At 66.7% G+C, this 23,588-nt stretch carries 20 protein-coding genes; 7 read left to right on the top strand and 13 right to left on the bottom strand.

Translation table 11 applies throughout. The features are described from left to right. Positions 1–12: 12 nt before the first annotated feature. From AB4Y36_RS15610 to AB4Y36_RS15595, 4 genes are all read right to left on the bottom strand, one after another. On the bottom strand, positions 13–684 hold the full coding sequence (locus tag AB4Y36_RS15610; protein WP_368683470.1) for an RraA family protein: 672 nt from the start codon (positions 682–684) through the stop codon (positions 13–15). Then, complete coding sequence (locus AB4Y36_RS15605) at positions 681–1,721, bottom strand: amidohydrolase family protein (protein ID WP_069265928.1); 1,041 nt, start codon at positions 1,719–1,721, stop codon at positions 681–683. Before AB4Y36_RS15605 ends, AB4Y36_RS15610 begins: the two co-directional genes overlap by 4 nt. A gap of 34 nt (positions 1,722–1,755) precedes the next feature. After that, positions 1,756–3,084 (bottom strand): MFS transporter, encoded by a 1,329-nt coding sequence (locus AB4Y36_RS15600; RefSeq protein WP_368683469.1) that lies wholly within the window; start codon positions 3,082–3,084, stop codon positions 1,756–1,758. 163 nt (positions 3,085–3,247) lie between these two features. Next, complete coding sequence (locus tag AB4Y36_RS15595; RefSeq protein ID WP_069265926.1) at positions 3,248–4,147, bottom strand: LysR family transcriptional regulator; 900 nt, start codon at positions 4,145–4,147, stop codon at positions 3,248–3,250. Between the two features lie 138 nt (positions 4,148–4,285). On the opposite strand from AB4Y36_RS15595, the gene AB4Y36_RS15590 reads away from it, so the two are divergent. From AB4Y36_RS15590 to AB4Y36_RS15580, 3 genes are read left to right on the top strand one after another with little or no spacing between them, the layout of a single operon-like run. Then, the gene (locus AB4Y36_RS15590; RefSeq protein WP_368683468.1) at positions 4,286–5,587 is read left to right on the top strand and encodes a cytochrome c; all 1,302 of its coding nucleotides are present in this window, start codon (positions 4,286–4,288) and stop codon (positions 5,585–5,587) included. Next, a complete protein-coding gene (locus AB4Y36_RS15585) occupies positions 5,584–6,045 on the top strand; it encodes a (2Fe-2S)-binding protein (protein WP_368683467.1) in 462 nt (153 codons plus the stop codon). Before AB4Y36_RS15590 ends, AB4Y36_RS15585 begins: the two co-directional genes overlap by 4 nt. Then, positions 6,042–8,336 (top strand): molybdopterin cofactor-binding domain-containing protein, encoded by a 2,295-nt coding sequence (locus AB4Y36_RS15580; protein WP_368683466.1) that lies wholly within the window; start codon positions 6,042–6,044, stop codon positions 8,334–8,336. The genes AB4Y36_RS15585 and AB4Y36_RS15580 overlap by 4 nt, the downstream gene beginning before the upstream one ends. A 20-nt stretch (positions 8,337–8,356) precedes the next feature. Here the strand turns inward: AB4Y36_RS15580 and AB4Y36_RS15575 are convergent, their stop codons facing one another. Then, on the bottom strand, positions 8,357–8,644 hold the full coding sequence (locus AB4Y36_RS15575) for a hypothetical protein (protein WP_069265923.1): 288 nt from the start codon (positions 8,642–8,644) through the stop codon (positions 8,357–8,359). A 161-nt stretch (positions 8,645–8,805) separates the two neighbouring features. Here AB4Y36_RS15575 and AB4Y36_RS15570 point away from each other — a divergent pair, with 161 nt between their 5' ends. Together AB4Y36_RS15570 and AB4Y36_RS15565 are read left to right on the top strand one after the other, a co-directional pair. Further along, positions 8,806–10,203 carry an MFS transporter gene (locus AB4Y36_RS15570; RefSeq protein ID WP_368683465.1) on the top strand — a complete coding sequence of 466 codons (1,398 nt, stop codon included), beginning with the start codon at positions 8,806–8,808 and terminating at the stop codon, positions 10,201–10,203. Between the two features lie 39 nt (positions 10,204–10,242). Then, complete coding sequence (locus AB4Y36_RS15565) at positions 10,243–11,238, top strand: GlxA family transcriptional regulator (RefSeq protein WP_368683464.1); 996 nt, start codon at positions 10,243–10,245, stop codon at positions 11,236–11,238. 14 nt (positions 11,239–11,252) lie between these two features. Here AB4Y36_RS15565 and AB4Y36_RS15560 read toward each other — a convergent pair whose 3' ends face one another. Continuing rightward, the gene (locus AB4Y36_RS15560; RefSeq protein WP_368683565.1) at positions 11,253–12,206 is read right to left on the bottom strand and encodes a GlxA family transcriptional regulator; all 954 of its coding nucleotides are present in this window, start codon (positions 12,204–12,206) and stop codon (positions 11,253–11,255) included. A 142-nt stretch (positions 12,207–12,348) separates the two neighbouring features. Here AB4Y36_RS15560 and AB4Y36_RS15555 point away from each other — a divergent pair, with 142 nt between their 5' ends. After that, complete coding sequence (locus AB4Y36_RS15555; protein ID WP_368683463.1) at positions 12,349–13,152, top strand: SDR family NAD(P)-dependent oxidoreductase; 804 nt, start codon at positions 12,349–12,351, stop codon at positions 13,150–13,152. A gap of 54 nt (positions 13,153–13,206) precedes the next feature. Here the strand turns inward: AB4Y36_RS15555 and AB4Y36_RS15550 are convergent, their stop codons facing one another. The 4 genes from AB4Y36_RS15550 to AB4Y36_RS15535 are packed head-to-tail and all read right to left on the bottom strand — an operon-like array spanning position 13,207 to position 17,900. Then, on the bottom strand, positions 13,207–14,193 hold the full coding sequence (locus tag AB4Y36_RS15550; protein WP_321923830.1) for an ABC transporter permease: 987 nt from the start codon (positions 14,191–14,193) through the stop codon (positions 13,207–13,209). Beyond that, positions 14,190–15,170, bottom strand: coding sequence for an ABC transporter permease (locus AB4Y36_RS15545; RefSeq protein ID WP_069265918.1), 981 nt, complete (start codon positions 15,168–15,170; stop codon positions 14,190–14,192). Before AB4Y36_RS15545 ends, AB4Y36_RS15550 begins: the two co-directional genes overlap by 4 nt. Next, the gene (locus AB4Y36_RS15540; RefSeq protein WP_368683462.1) at positions 15,167–16,735 is read right to left on the bottom strand and encodes a sugar ABC transporter ATP-binding protein; all 1,569 of its coding nucleotides are present in this window, start codon (positions 16,733–16,735) and stop codon (positions 15,167–15,169) included. The genes AB4Y36_RS15545 and AB4Y36_RS15540 overlap by 4 nt, the downstream gene beginning before the upstream one ends. A gap of 37 nt (positions 16,736–16,772) precedes the next feature. Beyond that, entirely contained in the window at positions 16,773–17,900 is a 1,128-nt protein-coding gene (locus tag AB4Y36_RS15535; protein ID WP_368683461.1) for a sugar ABC transporter substrate-binding protein, read from the bottom strand. A 389-nt stretch (positions 17,901–18,289) separates the two neighbouring features. Here AB4Y36_RS15535 and AB4Y36_RS15530 point away from each other — a divergent pair, with 389 nt between their 5' ends. Next, a complete protein-coding gene (locus AB4Y36_RS15530; RefSeq protein ID WP_368683460.1) occupies positions 18,290–19,033 on the top strand; it encodes a FadR/GntR family transcriptional regulator in 744 nt (247 codons plus the stop codon). Positions 19,034–19,037: 4 nt separating this feature from the next. On the opposite strand, the gene AB4Y36_RS15525 is transcribed toward AB4Y36_RS15530, so the two are convergent. The 3 genes from AB4Y36_RS15525 to AB4Y36_RS15515 are packed head-to-tail and all read right to left on the bottom strand — an operon-like array spanning position 19,038 to position 23,586. Next, on the bottom strand, positions 19,038–20,672 hold the full coding sequence (locus AB4Y36_RS15525; protein WP_368683459.1) for a methyl-accepting chemotaxis protein: 1,635 nt from the start codon (positions 20,670–20,672) through the stop codon (positions 19,038–19,040). 15 nt (positions 20,673–20,687) lie between these two features. Next, positions 20,688–20,996: a hypothetical protein gene (locus AB4Y36_RS15520; RefSeq protein ID WP_141710729.1), complete on the bottom strand. Its 309-nt coding sequence runs from the start codon at positions 20,994–20,996 to the stop codon at positions 20,688–20,690. Positions 20,997–21,042: 46 nt separating this feature from the next. Beyond that, positions 21,043–23,586 (bottom strand): EAL domain-containing protein, encoded by a 2,544-nt coding sequence (locus AB4Y36_RS15515; RefSeq protein WP_368683458.1) that lies wholly within the window; start codon positions 23,584–23,586, stop codon positions 21,043–21,045. Between the last annotated feature and the right edge of the window lie 2 nt (positions 23,587–23,588).

Genomic DNA, 23,588 nt, shown 5'->3' with positions numbered 1-23,588 from the left:
CGCCTGGGCTCCTCAGGCGCCGCTTCTCATGCGCTCGATGTGGGGCATCACCCATGCGCGGTCGAAGCGCCCTTCGGAGATCGCCTGCAATGCGGCGGCCTCCTTTTCGGCCTGCCGGCGCGCGCCCGCAATGACGGCCTCCACATCTGCGGGCGCGATGGCGAGCAAGCCGTCCTCGTCCCCCACGATGATGTCGCCGGGATTGACGACCATCCTGCCGATGGTCACCGGCACGTTGATTTCGCCCGGTCCGTTCTTGTAGGGCCCGCGATGCGTTACGCCGCGCGCATACACCGGAAAGTCGCGCTGACGAATCGCGCCGACGTCGCGGATCGCGCCGTCGATCACGAGCCCCTGCACACCGAGGCTTTCCGCGTAGCTCGACATGATGTCGCCCATCAGGGCCTGGGTCGCCTCGCCCGCCCCATCGATCACGAGCACGTCGCCCGGCCGGCAGAAGTCGAACGCGCGATGGATGGCGAGATTGTCGCCGGGACGCGTGCGCACCGTCACCGCCGTGCCCGCCATCGGCCTGGGCTTATGGAACGGCTGCAGGCCGAGAATGCCGCTCGAGCGCGCCATGTTGTCGCTCAGGAGCGACACCTGCAGTTCGCGCAACGCGGCGAGCGTCGCTGCGCCGGCCTGCGGGGCAGACTCGTTTTCGCGCCAGCCAATCTGGTTCATTTTGTGATCCCTTCCAGTGCGGTTTGTCGTTCGATCTGCGCGGAAAGCCGGCTGTACACCGCGCGCGCGTTGCCTTCGTAGATGCGTTGCCGGTCGGCGTCGCTGAGCCATTCGATCGCGTCGATATAGCGGCGCGTGTCGTCGTAGTAGTGGCCGGTTTCCGGGTCGATGCCCTGCACCGCGCCGATCGTCTCCGAGGCGAACAAAATGTTCTCAACCGGTATCACCTTGGCGAGCAGATCGGAGCCCGGCTGGTGATAAACGCAGGTATCGAAGAACACGTTCTTGAGCAGGTAGTCCTTCAGGAGCGGGCGCTTCATGTCCTGCGCCAGGCCGCGATAGCGTCCCCAGTGATACGGAACCGCGCCGCCGCCGTGTGGAATGATGAAGCGCAAGGCCGGGAAGTCGGCAAACAGATCGCCCTGCAGCAACTGCATGAACACCGAGGTGTCGCCGTTGATGTAATGTGCGCCCGTCGCATGAAAGTTGGGATTGCACGACGACGAAACGTGGATCATCGCGGGCACGTCGAGCTCCACCATGGCCTCGTAAAGCGGATACCACGAGCGATCCGTGACCGGCGGCCCCGACCAGTGCCCGCCCGAGGGGTCCGGGTTGAGATTGCAGCCGACGAACCCCAGTTCCTCCACGCAGCGGCGCAGCTCGGGAATGCAGTTTTCCGGCGTCACGCCCGGCGCTTGAGGCAACTGGCAAACACCCACGAAATGCTGCGGGAAAAGCGCGCACACGCGATGCACGAGATCGTTGCATTCGCTGGACCAAAGCGCATTTGCCTCCGCGCCCGCCTGATGATGGCCCATGCCCGCAGCGCGCGGGGAAAAGATCGTCAGGTCCGTGCCGCGCTCGCGCTGAATGCGGCGCTGGCCGTTTTCGATGCTTTCGCGAATCTCGTCGTCGCTGATCGACGGGCGCGGCGGCATCGGCGTGCCGTCCTTGAGCGCGGCGATCTGTTTGGCGCGCCAGGCTTCGTGCTGGGGCGGCGAAGTCGTGTAGTGACCGTGGCAATCAATGATCATGTAGCAATTCCATCAGGTGTACGGATGAATCAAGTCAGCTTTCCGTCGCTTCGTCATGGCCGACGAGCGCCGGGTTCGAGGCGCCGCGCTCGGCAGGCTTCACGCGCATCACGATGGCGATGAGCGTGGCGACCACGAGAAACGCGGCGATGGTGAGCAGCGCGAGCTTGAAGTTGCCGGTGGCGTGACGCACGAGACCGATGGTCCACGGCCCCACCACGCCGCCGAACTGGGCGATCGTGTTGATGAGCGCGATCGTCGCCGCACCTGCCGCACCGGTTCTGAACGAAGCGGCAAGGCTCCAGAACAGCGGGTTGCCCGCGTAGATGAAGAGGCCCGTCACGCAAAGCAGCGCATACGCGAGCAGCGGATTCGGCGCATACGCGCTGCCCGCAATCGCTAGCGCGCTCATGCCGTAGACGAATGCGAGGTGGTACTTGCGGTCGCCGGTGCGGTCCGAGCTGCGGCTCACGAGGAACGTGCCCAGCACGCCCAGCAGCGGCGGCGCGGCGGAGAGGAAACCTACTTCGATGTTGTTGAGGTGGCCCAGGCTCTTCACGATCTGCGGCAGCCACAGGAACAGGCCATAAATGCCGACCAGCGCGCAGCCGAACAGACACGCGAGACTCCAGACGCGAATGTCACTCGCGACCTTCAGCAGCGGAAAATGCCGATGGCCGCCCAGCGCCTCGCGCTCCTTGGCGAGCGTGGCTTCGAGCCATTGCTTCTCTTCCGTGGAAAGCCAGTCGGCGTCGGCGGGGCGCTCGGTCATGATGCGCAGCGTGACGAGGCCGAGCAGCATGGCGGGCACGCCTTCGATAATGAACATCCACTGCCAGCCGTGCATGCCGAGCACGCCATTCGCGTAAGTCATGACGGTGGTCGAGAGCGGGCCGCCCAGCACGGCCGAGAACGACCCCGCGATGATGTACCCGCCCACGGCGCGGGCGCGATAGCGCTCCGGAAACCAGTAGGTCAGATACACGGCGATACCCGGCAGAAAGCCCGCTTCCATTACGCCGAGCAAAAAGCGCAGCACGTAGAAGCTCGACGCGTTGAAGACGAAGGCCGTTGCGGCCGCAACGGCACCCCACGTGAGCAGAATGCGCGCGATCCAGCGGCGCGCGCCCACGCGGTGCAACAACAGATTGCTGGGCACTTCCAGCAGCATGTAGCCGACAAAGAAAATGCTGCCCGCGAAGCCGAACACGGCAGGGTCGAAGCCCATGTCCGAGTTCATGTCGAGTGCGGCGAACCCGATATTGATGCGGTCCAGATAATTGAAAAACATCATGCAGAAAAGGAGCGGCACGAGCCGCTTGTAAACCTTTCGCATGGTTGCTGCTTCATCGAAGTGACTCATGCTGTCTCCGCTTCATGGCGACGGGCGGTGCCGTCGCTGCATAGTTATCGGCCGGTGAGCGTTGCCGGCGGCACCCCGCGAGACAGGGCGCCTGAGTTTCGATAATAAGAAGCGGGAGGCGTCGAGTCCAAGACGCGATACTTATGCTTCTATAAGCGTGCGCTTATAGTGTGCTGGCGAGCGGCGGCGGCAGGCATTCGAGAAACGCGCGCAGATGCGGCGAGGCGTCGTCGCTGCGGAACGTCGCGGCCAGCACGGTGCGCTGTGCGGCGCCAGGGCCCGCGAGGTGGCGCGCCACGACGTCGGCGCGGCCATGACGCGCCACCGACTCGCCCACCACGGTCACGCCGAGCCCCGCCGCCACGAGCGCAATGGCGGTCTGGATCTCATAGGCCTGGTGCGCGACGAAGGGCGTCACGCCCGCGTCGCGGTAGAGCGCCTGAACCGTGCGCTTGAACTGCGCGTTCTGATGCTTCGGGTAGAGGATCAATGGCGTATCGGCGAGCTCATCGATGCGCACCTTCTGTCGTTTGGCGAGCGGGTGATCCGACGCCATCAACACCACGAGCCGCTCGCGCAGCAGCGGCAAGGTCGTGTAGCCGGGCACGGCGAGCGGCTGCCGCCCAATGCCGATATGGATGCGCATGTCGCGCAACGCGTCGGTCTGCTCGTCGGTCAGCATTTCGAACAGCTTGAGCTCGACCTGCGGATACGCCTGATGAAACGCCTTGAGCGCGGGCGGCAGCACGCTGTACATCGACGAGCGCGTGAAGCCGACACTGAGCCAGCCGCGCCGGCCCACGCCGATCTCCAGCGCGCCGTGCGTCACCTCGGCGAGCGAGCCGAGAATCTGCCGCGCTTCGGTGGCCAGGTACTGGCCCGCTTCCGTCAGGCGCAGCGGGCGGCGCGTACGATCGATCAGTTGCGTACCCACCCGGTCCTCGAGGGAGCGGATCTGCTGGCTCAAGGCCGGCTGCGCAATGTGCAGACGCTCCGCGGCGCGGCTGAAGTTCAGTTCCTCGGCGAGTGTCACGAAACACTGCAGGCCCCGAAGCTCGTTCATCTCGTCATCTCCGTATCGATTTGCCCAGCATCGTAATACAGTGAACAACCTGCGAACTGGGCACGTCATTTGCTGGCGATCGAACGGCGCATGCCGATCGCCATGTTGAGCGATGGCCCTCTCGGCTCTGGAGGCTCGATGAAAGGCACGCGGGTACGGATGGCGGGCATGGCCGTCGTCCTTCTTGCTCTCGCTGCCGCCTATGGCGGCCACGTTGCGCGTGCCTGGGAGCGAGGGCTCGCGCCGGTGGCCGCGCCCTCGCCGCCTGCGGGCGACGCCGCGGCCATCGCGCGCGGCGCGAAGCTCGCGGCCGTCGGCAACTGCATGACGTGCCATACCGCGACTCAAGGTCAGCCGCTCGCGGGCGGTCTGCCGTTGCAAACGCCCTTCGGCGTGATCTACTCGACCAACATCACCCCGGACAACGACACCGGCATCGGCGACTGGTCGCTCGACGCGTTCACGCGCGCGATGCGGCGCGGCGTTTCGCGCGACGGGCATCTGCTCTATCCCGCGTTCCCGTACCCGCACTTCGCGCAGATGAGCGACGCCGATATCGCCGCGCTCTATGCGTGGCTGATGAGCCGCGCGAGCGTCAACGCGCCGGCGCCGCACAATGCGCTGATTTTTCCGTTGGGGTTCCGGCCGCTCATGGCAGTGTGGAATAAGCTCTATCTGCCGCCTACGTCTGCTCCGTCTGCCACCTCGACAGACACACAAGCGCCCGAGGTCGCGCGCGGCCGCTATCTCGTCGAGAGCCTCGGTCATTGCGGCGCGTGCCACACGCCGCTCAACCGTCTCGGCGCCGAGCGCCGCGACCATGCGTTGCAGGGCGGCACCCTCGAGGGCTGGGACGCGCCCGCGCTCACCGACCTCACGGCACGCCCAAGACCCTGGACGCAAGCACAACTGACGAACTATCTGCGTACGGGCTACGCCAGCGAGCATGGCGCGGCGGCGGGCCCGATGCGTACGGTGACGCGCTCGCTCGGCGACGCGTCTGCCGAAGACGTCGAGGCGATCGCCGCGTATCTGATGACACTGCAGTCCAATCCGAATGCCGCCGCGCCGCCCGCCGCCGCCAGCGTCCATGTCTCGACTGCGCCCGCCAACGGCGCTACCCTGTTTGCCGCGGCCTGCGCGTCGTGCCACGGCGAAGGCGCGGCGATGTCGATCGACGGCCATCGTCCGTCGCTGTCGCTCTCCACCGCCGTCAACGCCGATAGCCCGCGCAACATGGTGCGCATCATGCTCGACGGCATTGCCTGGCACGAGAGCGAAGCCGGGTCTTTCATGCCGCCATTTGCCGGCACCTTCACGGACACGCAGATCGCGGAGCTTGCCAACTACACGCGCGTGCGCTTCACCGCGCTTGGCCCCTGGTCCGCGCTCGACGCCCAGGCCGTGGCGCGTCTTCGCAAGGAAAGCCCATCACGATGATTACGCTCAACGTCAACGGCGTCAGCCATACCGTCGATGCCGATCCGTCCACGCCGCTGCTCTATGTGCTGCGCAACCAGTTGCGGCTCAATGGCGCAAAGTTCGGCTGCGGGCTCGGGCAATGCGGCGCGTGCACGGTGAGCGTGGGCGGCGAGCCGGTGTTCTCGTGCCTGCTGCCGGTCGTGGCCGTGGCCGAGCGGCCCGTGCGTACCGTCGAAGGGCTCGGCAGCGCGGATCATCCTGGGCCGCTGCAACAGGCCTTTATCGATCAGCAGGCCGCGCAGTGCGGCTACTGCATCGCGGGCATGATCATGCGCGCGCAAACGCTTCTGGAGCGCACGCCGCACGCCACCGACGACGAGATTCGCCGTTATATGCAGCCGAATCTGTGCCGCTGTGGCACGCATATGCGCATCCTCGCGGCGATCCGGCAAGTAGCGGCGGACACGCAGTCATGAGCCGCACTCGCCCATCCTCTTCGCTCGCCCCTGGCGGCCCCGACGACGCCACGCGCCGTCGCTTCCTCGTGGGCGGCTCGCTCATGGTGAGCTTCGCCATCGTGCCGGGCATGGCCGCCCTCGCCCAAACCACCACCGAAGCGGGCACTTTCCACGCGAGCGCCCCGAAGCTGCCCGGCAGCCTCAAGACCACGCCATCGCTCGACGCGTGGATCAAGGTCGCACCGGACGGTCAGGTGAGCGTGTTCACGGGCAAGGTGGAATTGGGCACCGGCGTTCGCACGGCGCTCCTGCAACTCGCCGCCGAAGAACTCGACCTCGCGCCTCACGCGATCGAACTGATCACCGCCGATACGGCCGCCACGCCGAATGAGGGCTACACGGCGGGCAGCCACACGATGGCGGACAGCGGCACGGCCATCCTCAACGCGGCGGCCCAGGTGCGCACGCTGCTCGTCGAAAGCGCAGCGGCGCAGTTGGGCGTCGATGCCGCCGCGCTCACCACGCGCGACGGCGCGATCCTCGCCGCCGACGGAAGGCGCGTGACCTACGGCGAAGCGGTGCAGCACGCGAACCTGCATCAGGACGCGCAACCCAACGCCGCGACAAAGCCGCCCGCGCACTACGCCGTGATCGGGCACACGCTGCCGCGCGTGGATATTCCGGGCAAGGTCACGGGCGGCCCGAGCTATGTTCAGGACCTACGGCTCGCCGGCATGCTGCACGCGCGCGTCGTGAGGCCGCCCTCCTATGGCGCGCGGCTCGTTGCTGTCGATAGCGCGCGCGTGGCGGCGCTGCCTGGCGTCGTCAAGGTCGTGCGCAACGGCGACTACCTCGCCGTGGTCGCCGACGACGAATGGCGCGCCATCGTCGCCATGCGCGAACTCGCGCTCGCGGCGCAGTGGCAGCCGGGCCCTCCGCTGCCCGATCCCGCCGGAATTCACGCGTTTCTAATGAACCTGCCCGCACAGGAAATCGTCGTGGCGGATCAGGGCGCGCCCGCAAGCCAGTCGGCGGTGACGTTGAAAGCCCGCTATTCGAAGCCCTATTTGACGCACGGATCGATCGGGCCTTCGTGCGCGCTCGCGCAACTCGACAACGGCGTCATGACGGTCTGGACGCACACGCAAGGCGTCTATCCGCTGCGCGCCGGCATAGCCGAGATGCTCGGCATGCCGCGCGAGAAAGTGCGCTGCGTGCACGTGGAAGGTTCGGGCTGCTACGGACACAACGGCGCGGACGACGCCTCCGGTGACGCCGCGCTCATCGCCCGCGAGCTGCCCGGCCGGCCGGTGCGCGTGCAGTTCATGCGCGAGCAGGAACACCTGTGGGAGCCGTTCGGCCCCGCGATGACCGTGGAGGCGAGCGCGTCGCTCGACGCCGGCGGATCGATCGTCGCCTGGCAATACGAACTATGGAGCAATACCCATAACAATCGCATCGAGAACGCGGGCCGGCTCTTGCCGGCGCAGCTGCTCGCGCAACCCTTCACGCCCGCGCCGCCCAAGCCGATTCCCATGCCGGAAGGCGGCGGCGACCGCAACAGCATTCCGCTCTACCGCGTGCCGATGCTGCACGTGCAGCATCACTTCCTGCCCGATATGCCGATACGCGTCTCGGCCATGCGCTCGCTCGGCGCGCATATGAACGTGTTCGCCATCGAGAGCTTGATCGACGAGCTTGCGAGTGCCGCGCAAGCGGACCCCGTCGCGTTCCGGCTCAAGCATCTCGACGACTCACGCGCGCAAGCCGTCATTCATGCCGTGGCCGATCGATTCGGCTGGCGTGCACATGCCGCGCGTGCGACGCACCCGGACGTGCGCGCGTCCGGCTCCGGCTTTGCATTCGCCCAATACAAGAACCTGATGGCCTACCTTGCCATTGCCATGGACGTGACCGTCATGCGCGATACCGGCGAGGTGCGTATCGAGCGCGTGGTCGCCGCCATCGACTGCGGTCAGATCGTCAATCCGGATGGCGTGCGCAACCAGGTCGAAGGCGGCATTTTGCAGTCCGCGAGCTGGACGCTCTTCGAGGAAACGCATTTCGACCGCGAAGGTATTACGAGCTTCGACTGGAGCACTTACCCGATCATGCGCTTCGCGTCGGTGCCCAGGCGCGTGGAGGTTGTGCTGATCGACCGCCCCGGCCTGCCGTTCCTCGGCGTGGGCGAAGCGGCGCAAGGACCGGCCGCGGCGGCGCTCGCCAACGCGATTGCCGACGCGACCGGTGTGAGAATCCGCGACTTGCCGCTGCTCGGCGAGAAGTCGCGGAACGCGCTCAAGGCGTAGCGAAGCCGCCGCGTGTTTCGCTAGTGCTGTTTAGGCGGCAGAGGCTGATCGAGGCCGGGCTCGACCGGCGTGGGCACCGCATCGCCCAGCGGCCTGGAAATGTCGTTGTGCGGCGCCCGATCTTTCTCGCCTGGGTCCTTGCCCGCCTCCTCCGTTGGCAAAGTCTTGGGTGGCAGCGGCTGATCGAGACCCGGCTCGGTGGGTGCAGGCACAGCGTCCCCAATTGGCTTGGGCAGATCCGTGCCGCGCGGTTCCGGTGCATCGTCGGGCTGTTCGGGATGTTCGGACTCGTCGGACTGGTTGCTCATCGTATCGACCTCCCTTCGCGATGGATATCGCATGGTCCCGCCAGATCATGCAGGGACCGTGCCAGTGGCAGCGGGGCCAACTTCAGTAGAATGAGGGACACTGAGCGCCGAATCCGGCGGCCGACGAAGAATCACGCCCGGAAAATCCTGGAACACGCCTGATGCCGCACGCCCTCGATCGCCGCACCGCCGTCGCATTCCTTGTGGCCGCAACGTTCTTCATGGAGAACCTCGACGCCACCGTCATCACCACCTCGCTGCCCATCATCGCGCGCGACTTTCACACGGCGCCCGCGTATCTCTCGATCGGCGTCTCCGCGTACCTCGTCGCGCTGACGATGTTCATCCCCGTGAGCGGCTGGTTCGCCGAGCGCTTCGGTGCGCGGCGCGTGTTCGCCACGGCTATCACCGTGTTCAGCGTGGCGTCGCTGCTGTGCGCGCTGAGCACGGGCCTGTTCGCCTTCACCGCCGCGCGCGTGCTGCAGGGGCTGGGCGGCGCGATGATGGTGCCGGTGGGCCGGCACGTCGTGCTGCGCGACACGCCGAAGCACGAGATCGTGCGCGCCATTGCGATCCTCACCTGGCCCGCGCTGGTCGCGCCGATTCTCGGACCGCCGCTCGGCGGCTGGATCAGCACGCACTGGAACTGGCACTGGATCTTCCTGCTCAACCTGCCGCTCGGCGTGGCCGCGCTCGTGGCCGCTCTGCTGCTCCTGCGCGACGAGCATACGCAACCGCGGCGCTTCGATACCTTCGGCTTCGTGCTGAGCGGCCTCGGCTTCGCGTTCGTCATGAGCGGCATCGAGATGGCGAGCCGCTCCGACGTCACCGCGCCCGTGTCGATCGGCACCTGCGTGGCGGGCATTGCACTGTTGGCGGCGGCCGTCGTGCATGTGCGGCGCGTGCCGCATCCGCTGTTCGATCTCGCGCCCGTGAAGATCAACACCTTTCGCGTGACCGTATTCGGCGGCTCGCTGTTTCGCACGGCCATCGGCACCGCGCCGTTTCTGCTGCCGCTCATGTTCCAGGTGGCGTTCGGGTGGAGCGCCGTGGCATCGGGCGCACTGCTGCTGTGGCTGTTCGCCGGCAATCTATGCATGAAGCCGGGCACCACGTGGGTCATGAACCGCTTCGGCTTTCGCACCGTCTTGATCGGCAACGGCATGCTGGTCGCGCTCGGCTTTGCGGGCTTCACGCTGCTCGGGGCCGATACGCCGCGTGTCGTCGTGGCCGCGTTGCTGTTCTTCAGCGGCCTCGTGCGCTCGATGCAGTTCACCGCGCTGAACACCATTGGTTTCGCCGACGTCCCCCAGGCGCAGATGCGCGACGCGACGACGCTCTTCTCCGTGCTGCAGCAGATGAACGCCGGCATGGGGATCGCCGTGGGTGCGCTGGCGCTTTCGGTTGCCGAGGCGCTGCGCGGCACCCATGCGGGCACGGCGGGCGCAGCCGACTTCCATCTCGCGTTCTGGTTCATCACGGCGCTCGCGGCGCTTGGCGTGGTCGACAGCGTGCTGCTGCCGCGCAGCGCGGGCGCGCATATTCTCGCGCGACGCTAGCGAACCTCCGATCCCTGATTCCGTTCTTCGTTCAACACGATGCTGACCGTTGCGCTACTCGTCTTCCCAGGCGTCCAGGCCCTCGATGTGTTCGGGCCCACCGACGTCTTTTCGGAAGCCAATCGCCTGCTGCCGCCCGAGGCGCAATACCAGCTCGAGCTGATCGCAACGGAACGCGACACCGTACGCTGTTCCAGCGGTGTGCGGATCGGCGCGGACCGGTACTTCGACGAAGCAGGCGGCCATTACGATTTGCTGCTCGTTGCGGGCGGCCCATCGCTCGTTGAGCAGCCGCTTGCCGATGCGGCGCACGCGTGGCTGCGCGAAGCCAGCAGGCGCGCCCGGCGCTTCGGCTCCATCTGCAACGGCGCGCTGACGCTGGGGCGCGCGGGCTTGCTCGACGGCCGCACCGTGACGACGCACTGGAACGACGCAGCCGCGCTCGCCGCGATGTGCCCGACCGCGAACGTCGAATTCGACCGCATCTTCATACAGGACGGCAATCTCTATACCTCGGCGGGCGTGACGGCGGGCATCGATCTCTCGCTGTACCTGCTCGCTCAGGATCATGGCCCGGAAATCGCGCTGCAGGTGGCGCGACGGCTCGTGGTGTTCGTGCAGCGCGCGGGCGGCCAGTCGCAATTCAGCCCGTATCTCACGCCCTACGCGGAGGCGACGTCGCCCATCGCCCAGGTGCAGCAGTACGTGCTCGGGCATCTGAATGAAGATCTTGGCGTTGAGGTGCTCGCCGGCGTCGCGCAGATGAGCAAGCGAAACTTCGCGAGAATTTTTGTGCGCGACACCAATGTGACGCCCGCCGAATTTGTCGAGAGCGCACGCATCGACGCCGCGCGGGTGATGCTGGAAAACAGCACGGCGCCGTTGAAGACGGTGGCCTTCCGATGCGGCATGCGCGACGCCGACCAATTGCGCGTGGCGTTCAAGCGCAAGCTGGGCACCACGCCGCAGCAATATCGCGCGCACTTCGGCGCTGTCACAGCAAAAGCCAAACGCACCGCAAAGGCCGATACCTAGCAGCCTCGTTGCGCCTACGGCCCCGCCCGCACCTCGCGCCGCACCGCCTGCGGCGGCACGCCGAACCCACGCACGAACGCTTCGCGCATGTGCCGCCGGTCGCGAAAGCCGGTCTCGCGTGCGATGACATCGAGCGGATGCGTGCTCTGTTCGATCATGAGGCGCGCCGCCTCGAGACGCAGGCCTTCCACGGCGCGCGCCGGCGACTGCCCCGTTTCTGCTGTGAACACGCGGCTGAACTGGCGCGGGCTCAGGTGCACGGCCTCTGCAAGCTGCTCCACCGTGAGCGCGCTGCTCAGGTTGCGGCGCGCGTAGTCGAGCGCGTTCTGAATGCGGTCCGATTTCGGCGCGAGCGCGAGCATTTCGGAATGCTGCGACTGGCCGCCCGAGCGCCGCTGGTGCATGACGAGCTTGTGCGCCACCGAGCGCGCCGTCTCAGCGCCGAGGTCGCGTTCGACCATGGCAAGCGCGAGATCGAGCCCCGCCGTCATGCCCGCCGAAGTCCAGACCGGCCCGTCGACGATATAGATGCGGTCGTCTTCCACGCGCACTTCGGGAAAGCGCTGCTGCAGATCGCGCGCGTAGTACCAGTGCGTAGTGGCGCGGCGACCGTCGAGCAGGCCCGCCTCGGCCAGCACGAAACCGCCCGTGCAGATACCCGCCACACGCCGCGCGCGGCCGCTCGCGCGGCGCAGGAACGCCAGCACCGCGGGCTCCGCGTCCACGGTACGCGGGTCGTTCACGCCCGCCACGATCCAGGTGTCCACGCGGCTGCGCGCGGGCGCGGGCGTGCGCAGCGTATTCACGCTCATGCCGAGCGACGAACGCACCGCGCCACCCTCCACCGAATAGTTCTCGATCGCGTAGAACGGCGAGTCGGCCATCATGTTCGCGTATTCGAAAACGCTTTGGGTCGCGAGCGCCATCACCTGGAATTCGTCGCTCAAAAGGTAGCCGATGCGGTGCATGTCCTGTTCCTGTCGCTGCATGTCCTGAATCACGACCTTATACGTCATTTGCGCCACGGTCAATCGCGGCCAGAATGTATTCACAGCAGCGCCACTTGCACGTTACCTAACCACCCGCGCCGCTACGCCAAGGAGCTTGATCATGAACCAGCCAACCCATCGCGGCACCGCGCTCGTCACCGGCGCATCGTCCGGCATCGGCGCCGTGTACGCCGCGGAACTCGCGCGCCAGGGCTACGACCTCGTGCTCGTCGCGCGCAATCGCGAGCGGCTCGCCGCGCTCGCTGAGCGCATCACGAGCGAAACCCGGCGCGACGTGGAAGTGCTCGCCGCCGATCTCAACGACCGTGACGATCTCGCCGCCGTGGAAGGGCGTCTGCGCGACGACGCAAGCCTCACGCTGCTCGTGAACAACGCGGGCATCGGCACGCACACGCCGCTCGTGGAGAGCGACGTCGATTACATGACGCGCATGATCGAGCTGAACGTCACCGCGCTCACGCGGCTCACGTATGCGGCCGTGCCGGGTTTCGTGGCGCGCGGCCAGGGGGCGATCATCAACATCGCTTCCATCGTGAGCATCGCGCCCGAGATCCTCAACGGCGTGTATGGCGGCACCAAGGCCTTCGTGCTCGCGTTCAGCCAGTCGCTGCATCACGAACTGGCGAGCAAGGGCATCCGCGTGCAGGCGGTGCTGCCCGGCGCCACGGCCACGGAGTTCTGGGAGACGGGCGGCCTGCCGCTCGAACATCTCGACAGCGCGATCGTCATGTCCGCCCAGGACATGGTGCGCGCCGCCCTCACCGGCTTCGAGCGCGGTGAAACCGTGACGATTCCGTCGCTGCACGACGTGGAGCAATGGAACGCGTTCGAGACGGCTCGCCGAGCGATGTCCACGCAGCTGTCCAGCAACACGCCCGCGCCGCGCTATCGCGTCGCGCAGTGACGTTCCGGTTCGATCAGGGGGATTGAGCGTGAAGCGGGGGCTCGCCCCCGCAACCTACACTTCGCGCTTGCTGCGCCCGTACAGCAGCAGCATGGCCGCGATCACCACGCCGTAGATGATCTGCCGCCCCGCCTCCGGCATCTGCGCGACCGAGAGAATGGACTGCAGCAGCGTGATGAGGATCGCGCCGGCGACAGTGCCGAGGTACGACCCGCGGCCGCCCAGAATGGAGGTGCCACCCAGCACCACCGCCGCGATCGCGGGCAGCAGGTAGGCGTCGCCCATCGACTGCGCGGCCTTCGACGCATAGCCCGCGAGCAGCACGCCGCCGAACGCGGCGAAGGCGCTGCACACGGCGAACGCGGCCACGGTCACGAGCCGGGTATCGATGCCGGAAAGATACGCCGCGCGCTCGGTGTTGCCGATCGCGTACAGCGTGCGGCCGAAGGTCGTGCGCGAGAGCAGGAACATCGTCGCGGCCCCGATCACCACCCACAGCGCCACGGCATTCGGCACGCCGGGCAACAGCCAGCCCGCGGCGAGCCAGCGCATGACTTGCGGCGCCGAATCCTGCGGCGACGATCCGCCCGTATAGACGATCATGATGCCCTGCGCGACCGCGTTGGTCGCGAGCGTCGCGATCATCGAAGGAATACGCAGGAGTGCGACGAGAATGCCGTTGACGATGCCGATCAGCACGCCGCAGCCAATGCCGACCGGAATCGCGAGAATCTGCCCGAGTTCGCCATGTCCGGCGACGGCACAGGCCATCATTGCGCCCACCGTGATCGTCCACGGCAACGAGAGGTCGATGTGGCCGAGCAGAATCACCATCATCAAGCCGGTGGCGATGATGCCGAGAAACGCGCCGACCTTCAACTGCAGCAGGATGTATTCCGGCGACGTGAAGTTGCGCGAATACATCCCGCCGACGAGCAGCAGCGCAACGATGCACCCGAACGAGATCAGGATCGGCTTGTCGATCCTGCGCGTGAGCCTCGACACGAAGGTGGTGCGGGTGCTTGCAGAAACGCCGCTCATTGGAACCACTCCAGACGGTTGCGCACGCTGAACAACCCGCACGCGCCGATCGCGACGGCAAGCAGCAGAATCACGCCCTGGAATAGCGGCTGCCAGAGCGCATCGACGTTGAAGACGAACAGCAGGTCGCCGATGGAGCGGAACGCGAACGCGCCGAAGATCGCGCCGATCGCGCTGCCCTTGCCGCCGAGCAGCGACACGCCGCCGATCACCACGGCGGCAATCGAAAAGAGCGTGTACGAGTTCGCGCTGCCAAGGCTCGCTTCGCCGGTGTCGGTGAAGAAGGTCAGAAACAGGCCGCCGATTGCGGCGAGCAGGCCCGCCAGCGTATAGCTCGCGAACTTGGCGCGACGGATCGGCATGCCGGAGAGGAAGGCCGCGGGTTCGGAGGAGCCTGTCGCATACGCCGCGCGGCCCACCGCCGAGCGTTTGAAAGGAATCCAGACGATCACCACGGTCGCGATCAGGATCAGCAGACTCGCCGGCACGGCGCCCGCGACCTTGCCTGTCAGGGCGTCGGCGAGATCTTCGTTGATCGTGCCGCCGGGCACGGGGCGCAGCAGCAGCGCCAGCCCGTAAAACACGGCGCCGGTCGCGATCGTCGTCACGATCGGCTGCAGGCGGCCAAAAATGATGATCACGCCGTTGAGCGCGCCGCACAGCGCGCCCGCCGCGAGCACGCCGACGATACCGAGCGCGCTGTGCAGCGCGTCGCCCGTGACGATCCACGAGGCGATGCAATTCGTCAGCACGAGCATCATGCCGATCGAGAGGTCGATGCCGGCCGTGAGCACGACGAGCGCCTGCCCCATCGACACCAGCGCGAGCAGCACGGCCTTGTTCGCCGCGGTCTGAAACACGTTCGCCGATAAGCTCGACGGATAGTTGACGAGGTAAATCGCGAACATCAGCACGAACAGGCCGAACGCGAACACCGTTCCGCGATTTTCCGCATACCAGTAACGCAGCCCGCTCATGGCGCGACTCCCGTGGAAGGCGAATCCTGCGCAACCTGTCCGACTTGTCCAACCGGCAGGTCCAGTGCGCTCGCGATCAGGTTCTGTTCGGTGATCGCCGCCCCGGCGAGTTCCTTCTTGATCCTGCCTTCGTACAGCACGAGCACGCGGTCGCAGCAGCCGATCAGTTCGTCGTAGTCGGTCGAATAGAACAGGATCGCGGCGCCTTCGTCGGCGAGGCGCCTGAGCAGCTGATAAAGCTCCTGCTTGGTGCCCACGTCGATGCCGCGCGTCGGGTCGCTGAGGAGCAGGATTCTGGGCTTGCGCATCAGCCACTTCGCGATGACCACTTTCTGCTGATTGCCGCCCGATAAAGAGCCCACGGGCGCGTCGACGCCGTGCGATTTGATCGCGAGAAGCTCCATCATCCGATCGACGAAGGACTGCTGGCGGGTGCGATCGATTACGCCTGCGGTCGACATGCGATCGAGCGCGGCAAACGAGAGGTTCTCGCGCACCGACATCGGCAGCATCAGGCCTTCGGTCTTGCGGTCCTCCGGTATCAGCGCCATGCCGATTCCCTTTGCGCGCGCGGCAACGGGGCTGCCGATCGACACGGCCTTGCCGTCGATCTCGATCTTGCCCGCGCAGCCGCGCAGCACGCCGAACAGCGCGAGCAACAGTTCGCGCTGCCCTTGCCCGTCGAGACCTCCCAGCCCGAGAATTTCACCGGGCTGCAGCGAAAAGCTGATGCCCTGCAGCGTGTCGCTCCACGCGAGATCGTGACAGGCGAGCACCGGCGGGTGCTCGGCCTTTTCCGCGGGTTTGTCGGGGAAGACATGCTGGTACTTCCGCCCGATCATCATTTCGATGACCTCATTATCCGAGCGCGTGCCCGCCTCGAAGCTCATCACATGACGGCCATTGCGATACACCGTGCATTCGTCCGCGAGCGCCTTCACCTCGTGCATGCGGTGTGAAATGAAGAGCAGCGCGAGCCCCTCTTCGCGCAGCCGCTTGAGCACCTCGATCACGCGCGCCACGTCGGCGGCGGTCAGCGCCGAGGTGGCCTCGTCGAGAATCAGGACGCGCGGTTCGTGCGCGAGCCCCTTGGCCAGCTCGACCATCTGCTGGCGCGACAGCGGCAGGTCGCGCACTTTCGCGAGCGGGTTGATGTCGGCCGCGCCCGCGCGGGCCAGCGCTTCCTCGGCCTGGCGGCGCTGGGCCCGGCGGTCGATCATGCCGAAGCGGCGCGGCGGGTTCGACGCGAAGATGTTGTCGGCCACGCTCAGGTCGGGGATCAGCGACAGCTCCTGATACACGCAGACGATGCCCGCCGCATTCGCCTCGGCGGGCGAGGCGAACGCGACTTCACGGCCTTCGAGGTGCATCACGCCCTCGTCCGGCTGCACCACGCCGGACATCACCTTCAGCAGCGTCGACTTGCCCGCGCCGTTCTCGCCGAGGATCGCGTGAATGCGGCCTCGGCGCACCGCGAGGTCCGCATGATCCAGCGCCACCGCGCCGCCATAGCTTTTCGACACGCCAGACATCTGAAAGAACGGCTGCCCTGCATCCTGCTGCATGCTTCGCCTCCCGTCACGTCACGTGGCAATCACGCGGTCACTGGTTGCCCTGGCTCTGCTTCATGATTGCCTGGGCGGAGAAGTTGATGCCGCAAGTGGGAAACGAGTTGCCCACGAAGAAGTTGTCCGACTCGTTCGGGAAATAGTTGGTGCCCGCCTTCAGCATCGAATCGTCGGTGACGTCCAGCGGCAGCTTGATCGCCACGGGAATGGTCTGCCCATCGAGCGCCGCGAGCGCCGTCTTGATCGCCACGGCCACCTGCGCGGGACCGGTGCCCGCCGACGTGCACTTCAGACCCTGGGCGCCGTACTGCGCGCAGAACTTGCGAAAGCCGTTCTCCGTCTCGCCGCCGAACGGCACGAACGGATGTTTCGCATCGATCATCGCGCGCACCACCCCCGTGTCGCCGCCCTGCGCCGAAATACCGTCGAAATGGCCCTGCACGGCGATGGCGTCGGCGGTGGCCTTCTGCGCGACCGCGTCGTCCCACTTGCCGTAGACCTGCACGACGTTCCACTTCTTGCCGGTCTCGTCGAGCGTCTTCGTGAAGCCGTTGTGCCGATCGGTGTCGACCGAGGTGCCAGCCACGCCGCGGACTTCCAGCACCTTGCCGCCGTTGGGCACATGAGTCGCGAGCCACTTGGCCCACAGCACGCCGAGCCCGTACTGGTCGACGTCCACGTTGATCGCGTCTTCGCTGTCGAGCGTATTGTCGAACGCGACCAGCACGACGCCCGCCTTCTTCGCGCGGCGGATCGCGGGTCCGAACGAGGCGGGATTCTGCGCGTCGACGATGATCGCGTCGTAGCCGGCGTCGATGAAGTTGTTGACGGCCGAGATCTGCGCGGGCACGTCCTCGCCCGTCGAGACGACCTTGAACTCCTTGAGCTTGGCGGCGACGGCCGGTTCCGCCGTATAGGCCTTGGCCGTCTTGATCATCTGGATGCGCCAGGTGTTGGCGATGTAGCCGTTCACGAGCGCGACGCGATACGGCCCGCCCTTCTTCGGATACTTGATGAATTTGGTGTCGGTCTTCCAGGGGACCATGCACGTTGGGTCGCTGGACGGGCCGGAAACGATCGATGCCTGCGCGAAAGCCGCGCCTGCGCACAGCGCCATTGCCGCGGTCGCCGCCGCTCGAAGCACCTGGATTCCTGAAAGCATGTTGTCTCCTTTTTGTCGGATAGAACTTACTGATTGCCGGCACACCGGGTTCGTCGGGAATGGCCGACACCGTGTGCGTGACGCAGGGAATCTTGCTGGATGTGCTGCAGCGGGACTGGACCGGACGCGCCGGACCAGCGGAATGACCTCTTCAAAGGCGTCCCCTCGAAGCAAAACGACGGGCATGCGTGAACGCCTCCCCGTTTGACAGTACTGGCATACCAATCCGCGCGCGATAGTGGTTTACCACTGGACCCAGCGCAGGCCCGATTGGCCGGCAATCGGGCGGAAACCCGCGCCATCCGTAAGCTTGGCGGCGCGGCAACTGGTGTACCATTCTGCGAACTTCAATCGCCGCCCGGCGGCTTCGACGCTTTCGAGAATCCTGGATGGCCGATCTTTCGCACACGCCAACCGGTCGTGCCGCCGATGCGGACGCAACCGACCGCTCCTACGTCGGCCTCGCGAAACAGATCTACGACCTGATCGCGGCAGGCGACGTCGGGCGCGCGCCGGGCGCGCCTCGCGCCCGTCTGCCCTCGGAGCGCACGCTCGCCGAGCGTTTCGGCGTGAGCCGCACACAGGTGAGAGAGGCGATCATTGCGCTCGAAGTGCAGGGCGTGGTCGAGGTGCGCGTGGGGTCGGGCATCTATGTGGCCGACGCGCAGGAGGCGCGCGCCATCGCGTTCGAACTGCCGCGCGGGCCGGGCCCGATCGAGACGCTGCGCGCGCGCGAAGTGATCGAGAGCGGGATCGCGGCGCTCGCCGCGACCGAACGCAAGGATTCGGACCTCGACCGCCTGTTCGCCGCGTTGCGCGCGATGCGCGAAAACATGGACGACAAGGCCGCGTACGAGGCCGCCGACCGCGAGTTCCATCTGGCGATTGCGGGCGCGACCGGCAACGACATGCTGCGGCACGTGGTGAGCGCGATGTGGGACAACTCGCGCGCCGACCCGTTGTGGAAAAAGATCGAGGAGCACTTCCATACTCCCGCGTTACGCGCGGCGTCGCAGGAAGATCATCAGCGCATTTTTTCGGCCATCATGGCGCGCGACGCAGAGGCCGCGCGTGCGGCGATGCAGGCGCATCTCGCACGCGTGATCGGCGAGTTCACGCAGGCCTGGCGTTAGCCGCTTATGCCGCCGCAGGCAGCGCGCTTTCCTCGTGCGCAACCGCCAACGGTGTGACGGGCGGCGTCACGGGCAGTGTGTCCGCCGTCTCGCTCACGCGGAACGTCGCCACGGCCTCGGCCATCTGGCTCGCCTGCTGCTCGAGCGACTCGGCGGCCGCCGCCGCCTGTTCCACGAGCGCCGCGTTCTGCTGCGTGACCTGATCCATCTGGCTCACCGCTGTCTCGACCTGCTCGATGCCGGCGCTCTGCTCCACAGTAGCCGAGGCGATCTCCTTCATGAGGCCCGACACCTTGCCCACCGATGCGACGATCTCCGCCATCGTCGCGCCCGCCTCGCCGACGAGCGAGCGGCCGTTGCGCACGTCGTGCACCGAGGCGTCGATCAGCGACTTGATCTCGCGCGCCGCGGAGGCACTGCGCTGCGCGAGCATGCGCACCTCGCCCGCGACGACGGCGAAGCCACGCCCCTGCTCGCCCGCGCGCGCGGCCTCGACCGAAGCGTTGAGCGCGAGAATATTGGTCTGAAACGCAATGCCGTCGATGATGCCCGTGATGTCCGCGATCTTGCCCGAGCTGCGGCTGATCTCCTCCATCGTGTCGATCACCTGCTCGACCACGCGTCCGCCGCGCTGCGCGACATCCGCGGCCCCGGTGGCGAGTGCGCTCGCGGCGTTCGCATGCTGGGCGTTCTGGCGCACGCTCGACGTAAGCTGCTCCATGCTCGACGCCGTCTGCTCGAGCGACGCAGACTGCTGTTCCGTGCGGCTCGACAGATCGAGATTGCCCGCGGCGATTTCGCGTGCGCCCGTGTTGATCGCATCGCAGCTCGAACGCACGCTGCGCACCGTGTGGCTCAGGCCTCCCTGCATGCGCCGCATCGCGCCGAGCAACTGGCCGATTTCGTTGCGCCCGCCACCTTCGATGTGGACCGAGAGATCGTTCGCGGCGATCTGGTTCAGCACTTCCACCGCCTCTTTGAGCGGTGCCGTCACGAGGCGGCGCAGCGCCATGTGGGTCGCAACGACGAGCGCCAGCGCACCCAGCAGGCCCACCGCCACCATCGCCATCACCCAGTTGTGCTCGCGCACGGACTGGTCGAGCGTCGCGCGCGTGGCAGCATCGGCGTTCGCGCGCAATGCGGCCACGCTCGCCGAAAACTGCGTGTTCGCATTGGCGACATCCCCGGCGGCCAGCGTGGCATAGGTTGTCGTGTCGCCCGATTCGAGCGCCGTGGCCGCACGCTGCAGCGACTGCGCGAGTGCGCTCCACGCGCCGAGCAAGGTGTCGCGCTGCTGGGCCGCATGAGCGTCGAACGGTGCGCTCTCGCGCAGCGCATTGCTGCGCGTCGAGGCTTGATCGAGGAGATCGCGTGCTTCCTGCTGCGCGTGCTGTTGTGCTTCGGCGGCGCCTTTCTCCTTCTCGGCCTGATAAGCACGCGCCAGCGCCGTTTGCGCAAGCGCCGCGTCCTCGCGCAAGGCGAGCGCGAGCGCGTCCTGGCGCGCAACTTCGTGGATGAAGCGCGCCGAATCGTCGGCGCGGCCGATCATGAGGACACCTACCGCTGCACCCACCACAAGCATCGCCGCAAAGGTGCAGAGCACGAGCAGCAGCCCTTTTCGAATCGTCAGATTTCGCATTACCTTATTCCCGCGTCAGGGCCTCAACATGGTTGGCACTGCATCGCTGCCCAGCCGGGCCAGCAGCATGTTCGCCTGTTCGATCAGCGTGGCGCGGTATTCGCTGGGCAACAGCACGTCGTCGGCCACGGCCATCGCTTCGGCAAGCTGCGCGCGAAATGCGAGGAGGGTGCGGTCGATCTGCGCCGTGGACAGTTGCGGCAGCACCGCTTCAACGAACTTTGTCATCACCACCACACTCGCGCCGAAGCGCGAGATGGCCTTGCCATGCGCGCTCACTAGCGCGGTCATCGAGTTCAACAACATCTCGTCACTGGTGCTCACGGAACTCTCCAGATACTTCGGCTAAAGGGAAAAGAGAAGGCGGCCTTCAGCCAGCCACGCACGCTTCGAGCGCGCGCGGCATCAATTCAGCCGGCGCGGGACGCGCAAGCAGGAAACCTTGTGCGCGGTCGCAGCCGATCTCGCGCAGGAACTCGAGTTGCCGCGGCGTCTCGACGCCCTCGGCTACCACCGTGACACCGAGCGTGCGCGCCATCGCGACGATAGCGCGCACGATCGAGCGGTCTCGCGCGGCGCTTTTCTTCACACGCGGCGACATCCCCGGCCCCGGTTCGGCCATGTCCGCGAGGAACGACCGGTCCACCTTGAGCGTGTCGACCGGCAAGGACTGCAGATACTTGAACGACGAATAGCCCGTGCCGAAGTCGTCGATCGCGAGGCTGATGCCGCGCGCCGCGAGTTCTTGCAGCAACGCTTCGATACCGCCGCGGCCCGACGTCATCGCCATGCTCTCCACGAGTTCGAGCTGCAGGCGCGTGGCCGGCAGGCCCGTTTCGCTGAGTAGGGTCGTGAGCTGATGCAGAAAGCCGTCGTGCAGGCATTGCCGCGCCGAAAGATTCACGCTGATACGGCCGAAGTCGAAGCCCTCGTCCAGCCAGTCGCGCGCCTGCCGGCAGGCCTCGCGCAGCACCCACGCGCCGAGCGGCACGATCAATGAGGATTCCTCGGCAATCGGTATGAACTGGTCGGGCGGCACGAGCCCGCGGCGCGGGTGCTGCCAGCGCACGAGCGCCTCGATGTTGACGAGCGCCCCGCTCGCCACATCGAATTCAGGCTGATAGTGGAGCACGAGTTCGCCAGCTTCCAGCGCGTGGTGCAGCTCGCTTTCGAGCACGATGCGCTCCATTGCCGACGACGTCATCGGCGCAGCGAAGAAGCGGAAGTTGTTCTTGCCCGCGTCCTTGGCCTCGTACATCGCGCGGTCGGCCTGCATGAGCAGTTGCCGAGGATCGTGCGCGTCGTCCGGATACATGCTGATGCCGATGCTCGGCGTGACGAACAGCAGTTGCTCGCCGATGTGCATCGCGGCGCCCACGCGGGCGAGCAGCCCTTGGGCGATCTGCCCGACATGGCGAACGTCTTCGATATCCTCGATCAGCAGCGTGAACTCGTCGCCGCCGAGGCGCGCCACCGTATCGGTCTCGCGTACCGCTTCACGCAGGCGCGTGGCGATCACGGTGAGCGCCTCGTCGCCCACGCCGTGGCCCATCGTGTCGTTGATGAGCTTGAAGCGGTCGAGGTCGAGGAACATCACGGCGACGCGCTTGCCCGAGCGGCGTGCGCGAGCGAGCGAGAGCGTGAGGCGCTCCGTGAAGAGCGTGCGATTGGGCAGGCCCGTCAAGGCGTCGTGCGTCGCGAGGTAGCTCAGGCGCTCCTCGGTCTCGCGGCGCTGCGTGATGTCCGCGAAGATCGCGGCGTAATGTGTGCAGCGGCCGCTCGGGTCGCAGATGCTGGAAATCGTCAGGTATTCCAGGTAAAGCGCACCGTCCTTGCGCCGGTTCCAGATTTCGCCCTTCCAGTGGCCGTTCTGCTGCAGGCTGCGCCAGAGCGCGCTGTAGAACGCCGCGCCCTGGCGGCCCGAGTTGAGCAGGCTCGCGTTGCGCCCGAGCGCCTCGTGCTCCGTATAGCCCGTGAGCCGTGTAAAAGCGGGATTCACGCGCTCGATGGTGCCGTCGAGGTCGGTGATCATCACACCATCGAGCGTCGATTCCACCACCTGGTCGGCGAGGCGCAGGTTCGCGCGCGAGGCGAGCAGCGCGTCGTCGCGCTCGCGCAGCGCCAGCTGCAGCTCGCGCACGAAGCCGTCTTCGATGTCGTGCAGGATATGCGAGAGGTCGAGCAGGCCCGCGAGACGCCCGTCTTCACCGATCACGCCCACGTGGCGCATGCGGTGTTCGACGAGATACTGACGCGCCGCATAGAGGCTTTGCGAGTGCGCAAGCGAGCGCAGCGGCCGGCTCGCGCGCGCGCCGACCGTACCGTCGAGCGCGCCGGCGGCAGCGAGGCGCACCACGTCGCGCTCGGTCACGATGCCGAAGTCGCCTTCGGCATAGCTCACGACGAGCGCGCTCAGACGCCGCGCACGCATGCGCTGCATGGCCTCGTGCATGGACATGCGCGCGTCGACCACGAGCGGCAACGCCGCGTTGACCGAGCCGACCGTCTTCAGCCGCAGAAAGCACTCGAGCCCCTGGTTCATGACCAGGTCGGTTTGCGTGACGATGCCGAGCGAGCGGCCCGCCTGGTCCACGACGAGACAATGGCGGATGCCCTCGCGCTTGAAGCGCAAGGCGGCGTCGCGCAGGCGCGTGCTCGCAGGCAGCGCGCGCACTGGATGGCTCATGGCATGGCGGATGGGTAGCGCGAGCGCGGCGGCGTCTTCGCCCAACGCGAGCGCGTCGTGCTCGGTCCAGATGCCAACGGGCCGCCCCATTTCGGTAATCACGATGGCGCTATAGCGCCGCTCGCTCATCATCCGCGCCGCTTCGCGAATAGGCAGGTCTGGCCCGCAGGCAAGCGGCGGCCCTGAAAGTAGCTGCCCGATTTCCAGGTCCAGCGTGTGGTGTTGCATTT

The organism is Paraburkholderia sp. BR10936 (assembly GCF_040965735.1).
In the GTDB taxonomy this organism is placed as follows: Bacteria; Pseudomonadota; Gammaproteobacteria; order Burkholderiales; family Burkholderiaceae; genus Paraburkholderia; species Paraburkholderia nodosa_A.
The sequence above is the reverse complement of the archived record's forward strand: the minus strand, read 5'-3'. Positions and strand labels throughout refer to the sequence as shown.

Excerpts from the sequence above, each read along its gene's own strand:
- AB4Y36_RS15575 (WP_069265923.1), bottom strand. The coding sequence starts at position 8,644 with ATGAGCAACCAGTCCGACGAGTCCGAACATCCCGAACAGCCCGACGAT.
- AB4Y36_RS15550 (WP_321923830.1), bottom strand. The coding sequence starts at position 14,193 with ATGAGCGGCGTTTCTGCAAGCACCCGCACCACCTTCGTGTCGAGGCTC.
- AB4Y36_RS15555 (WP_368683463.1), top strand. The coding sequence starts at position 12,349 with ATGAACCAGCCAACCCATCGCGGCACCGCGCTCGTCACCGGCGCATCG.
- AB4Y36_RS15585 (WP_368683467.1), top strand. The coding sequence starts at position 5,584 with ATGATTACGCTCAACGTCAACGGCGTCAGCCATACCGTCGATGCCGAT.
- AB4Y36_RS15515 (WP_368683458.1), bottom strand. The coding sequence starts at position 23,586 with ATGCAACACCACACGCTGGACCTGGAAATCGGGCAGCTACTTTCAGGG.
- AB4Y36_RS15530 (WP_368683460.1), top strand. The coding sequence starts at position 18,290 with ATGGCCGATCTTTCGCACACGCCAACCGGTCGTGCCGCCGATGCGGAC.
- AB4Y36_RS15570 (WP_368683465.1), top strand. The coding sequence starts at position 8,806 with ATGCCGCACGCCCTCGATCGCCGCACCGCCGTCGCATTCCTTGTGGCC.
- AB4Y36_RS15610 (WP_368683470.1), bottom strand. The coding sequence starts at position 684 with ATGAACCAGATTGGCTGGCGCGAAAACGAGTCTGCCCCGCAGGCCGGC.
- AB4Y36_RS15540 (WP_368683462.1), bottom strand. The coding sequence starts at position 16,735 with ATGCAGCAGGATGCAGGGCAGCCGTTCTTTCAGATGTCTGGCGTGTCG.
- AB4Y36_RS15590 (WP_368683468.1), top strand. The coding sequence starts at position 4,286 with ATGAAAGGCACGCGGGTACGGATGGCGGGCATGGCCGTCGTCCTTCTT.
- AB4Y36_RS15565 (WP_368683464.1), top strand. The coding sequence starts at position 10,243 with ATGCTGACCGTTGCGCTACTCGTCTTCCCAGGCGTCCAGGCCCTCGAT.
- AB4Y36_RS15580 (WP_368683466.1), top strand. The coding sequence starts at position 6,042 with ATGAGCCGCACTCGCCCATCCTCTTCGCTCGCCCCTGGCGGCCCCGAC.
- AB4Y36_RS15545 (WP_069265918.1), bottom strand. The coding sequence starts at position 15,170 with ATGAGCGGGCTGCGTTACTGGTATGCGGAAAATCGCGGAACGGTGTTC.
- AB4Y36_RS15525 (WP_368683459.1), bottom strand. The coding sequence starts at position 20,672 with ATGCGAAATCTGACGATTCGAAAAGGGCTGCTGCTCGTGCTCTGCACC.
- AB4Y36_RS15595 (WP_069265926.1), bottom strand. The coding sequence starts at position 4,147 with ATGAACGAGCTTCGGGGCCTGCAGTGTTTCGTGACACTCGCCGAGGAA.
- AB4Y36_RS15600 (WP_368683469.1), bottom strand. The coding sequence starts at position 3,084 with ATGAGTCACTTCGATGAAGCAGCAACCATGCGAAAGGTTTACAAGCGG.
- AB4Y36_RS15560 (WP_368683565.1), bottom strand. The coding sequence starts at position 12,206 with ATGCACCGCATCGGCTACCTTTTGAGCGACGAATTCCAGGTGATGGCG.
- AB4Y36_RS15535 (WP_368683461.1), bottom strand. The coding sequence starts at position 17,900 with ATGCTTTCAGGAATCCAGGTGCTTCGAGCGGCGGCGACCGCGGCAATG.
- AB4Y36_RS15605 (WP_069265928.1), bottom strand. The coding sequence starts at position 1,721 with ATGATCATTGATTGCCACGGTCACTACACGACTTCGCCGCCCCAGCAC.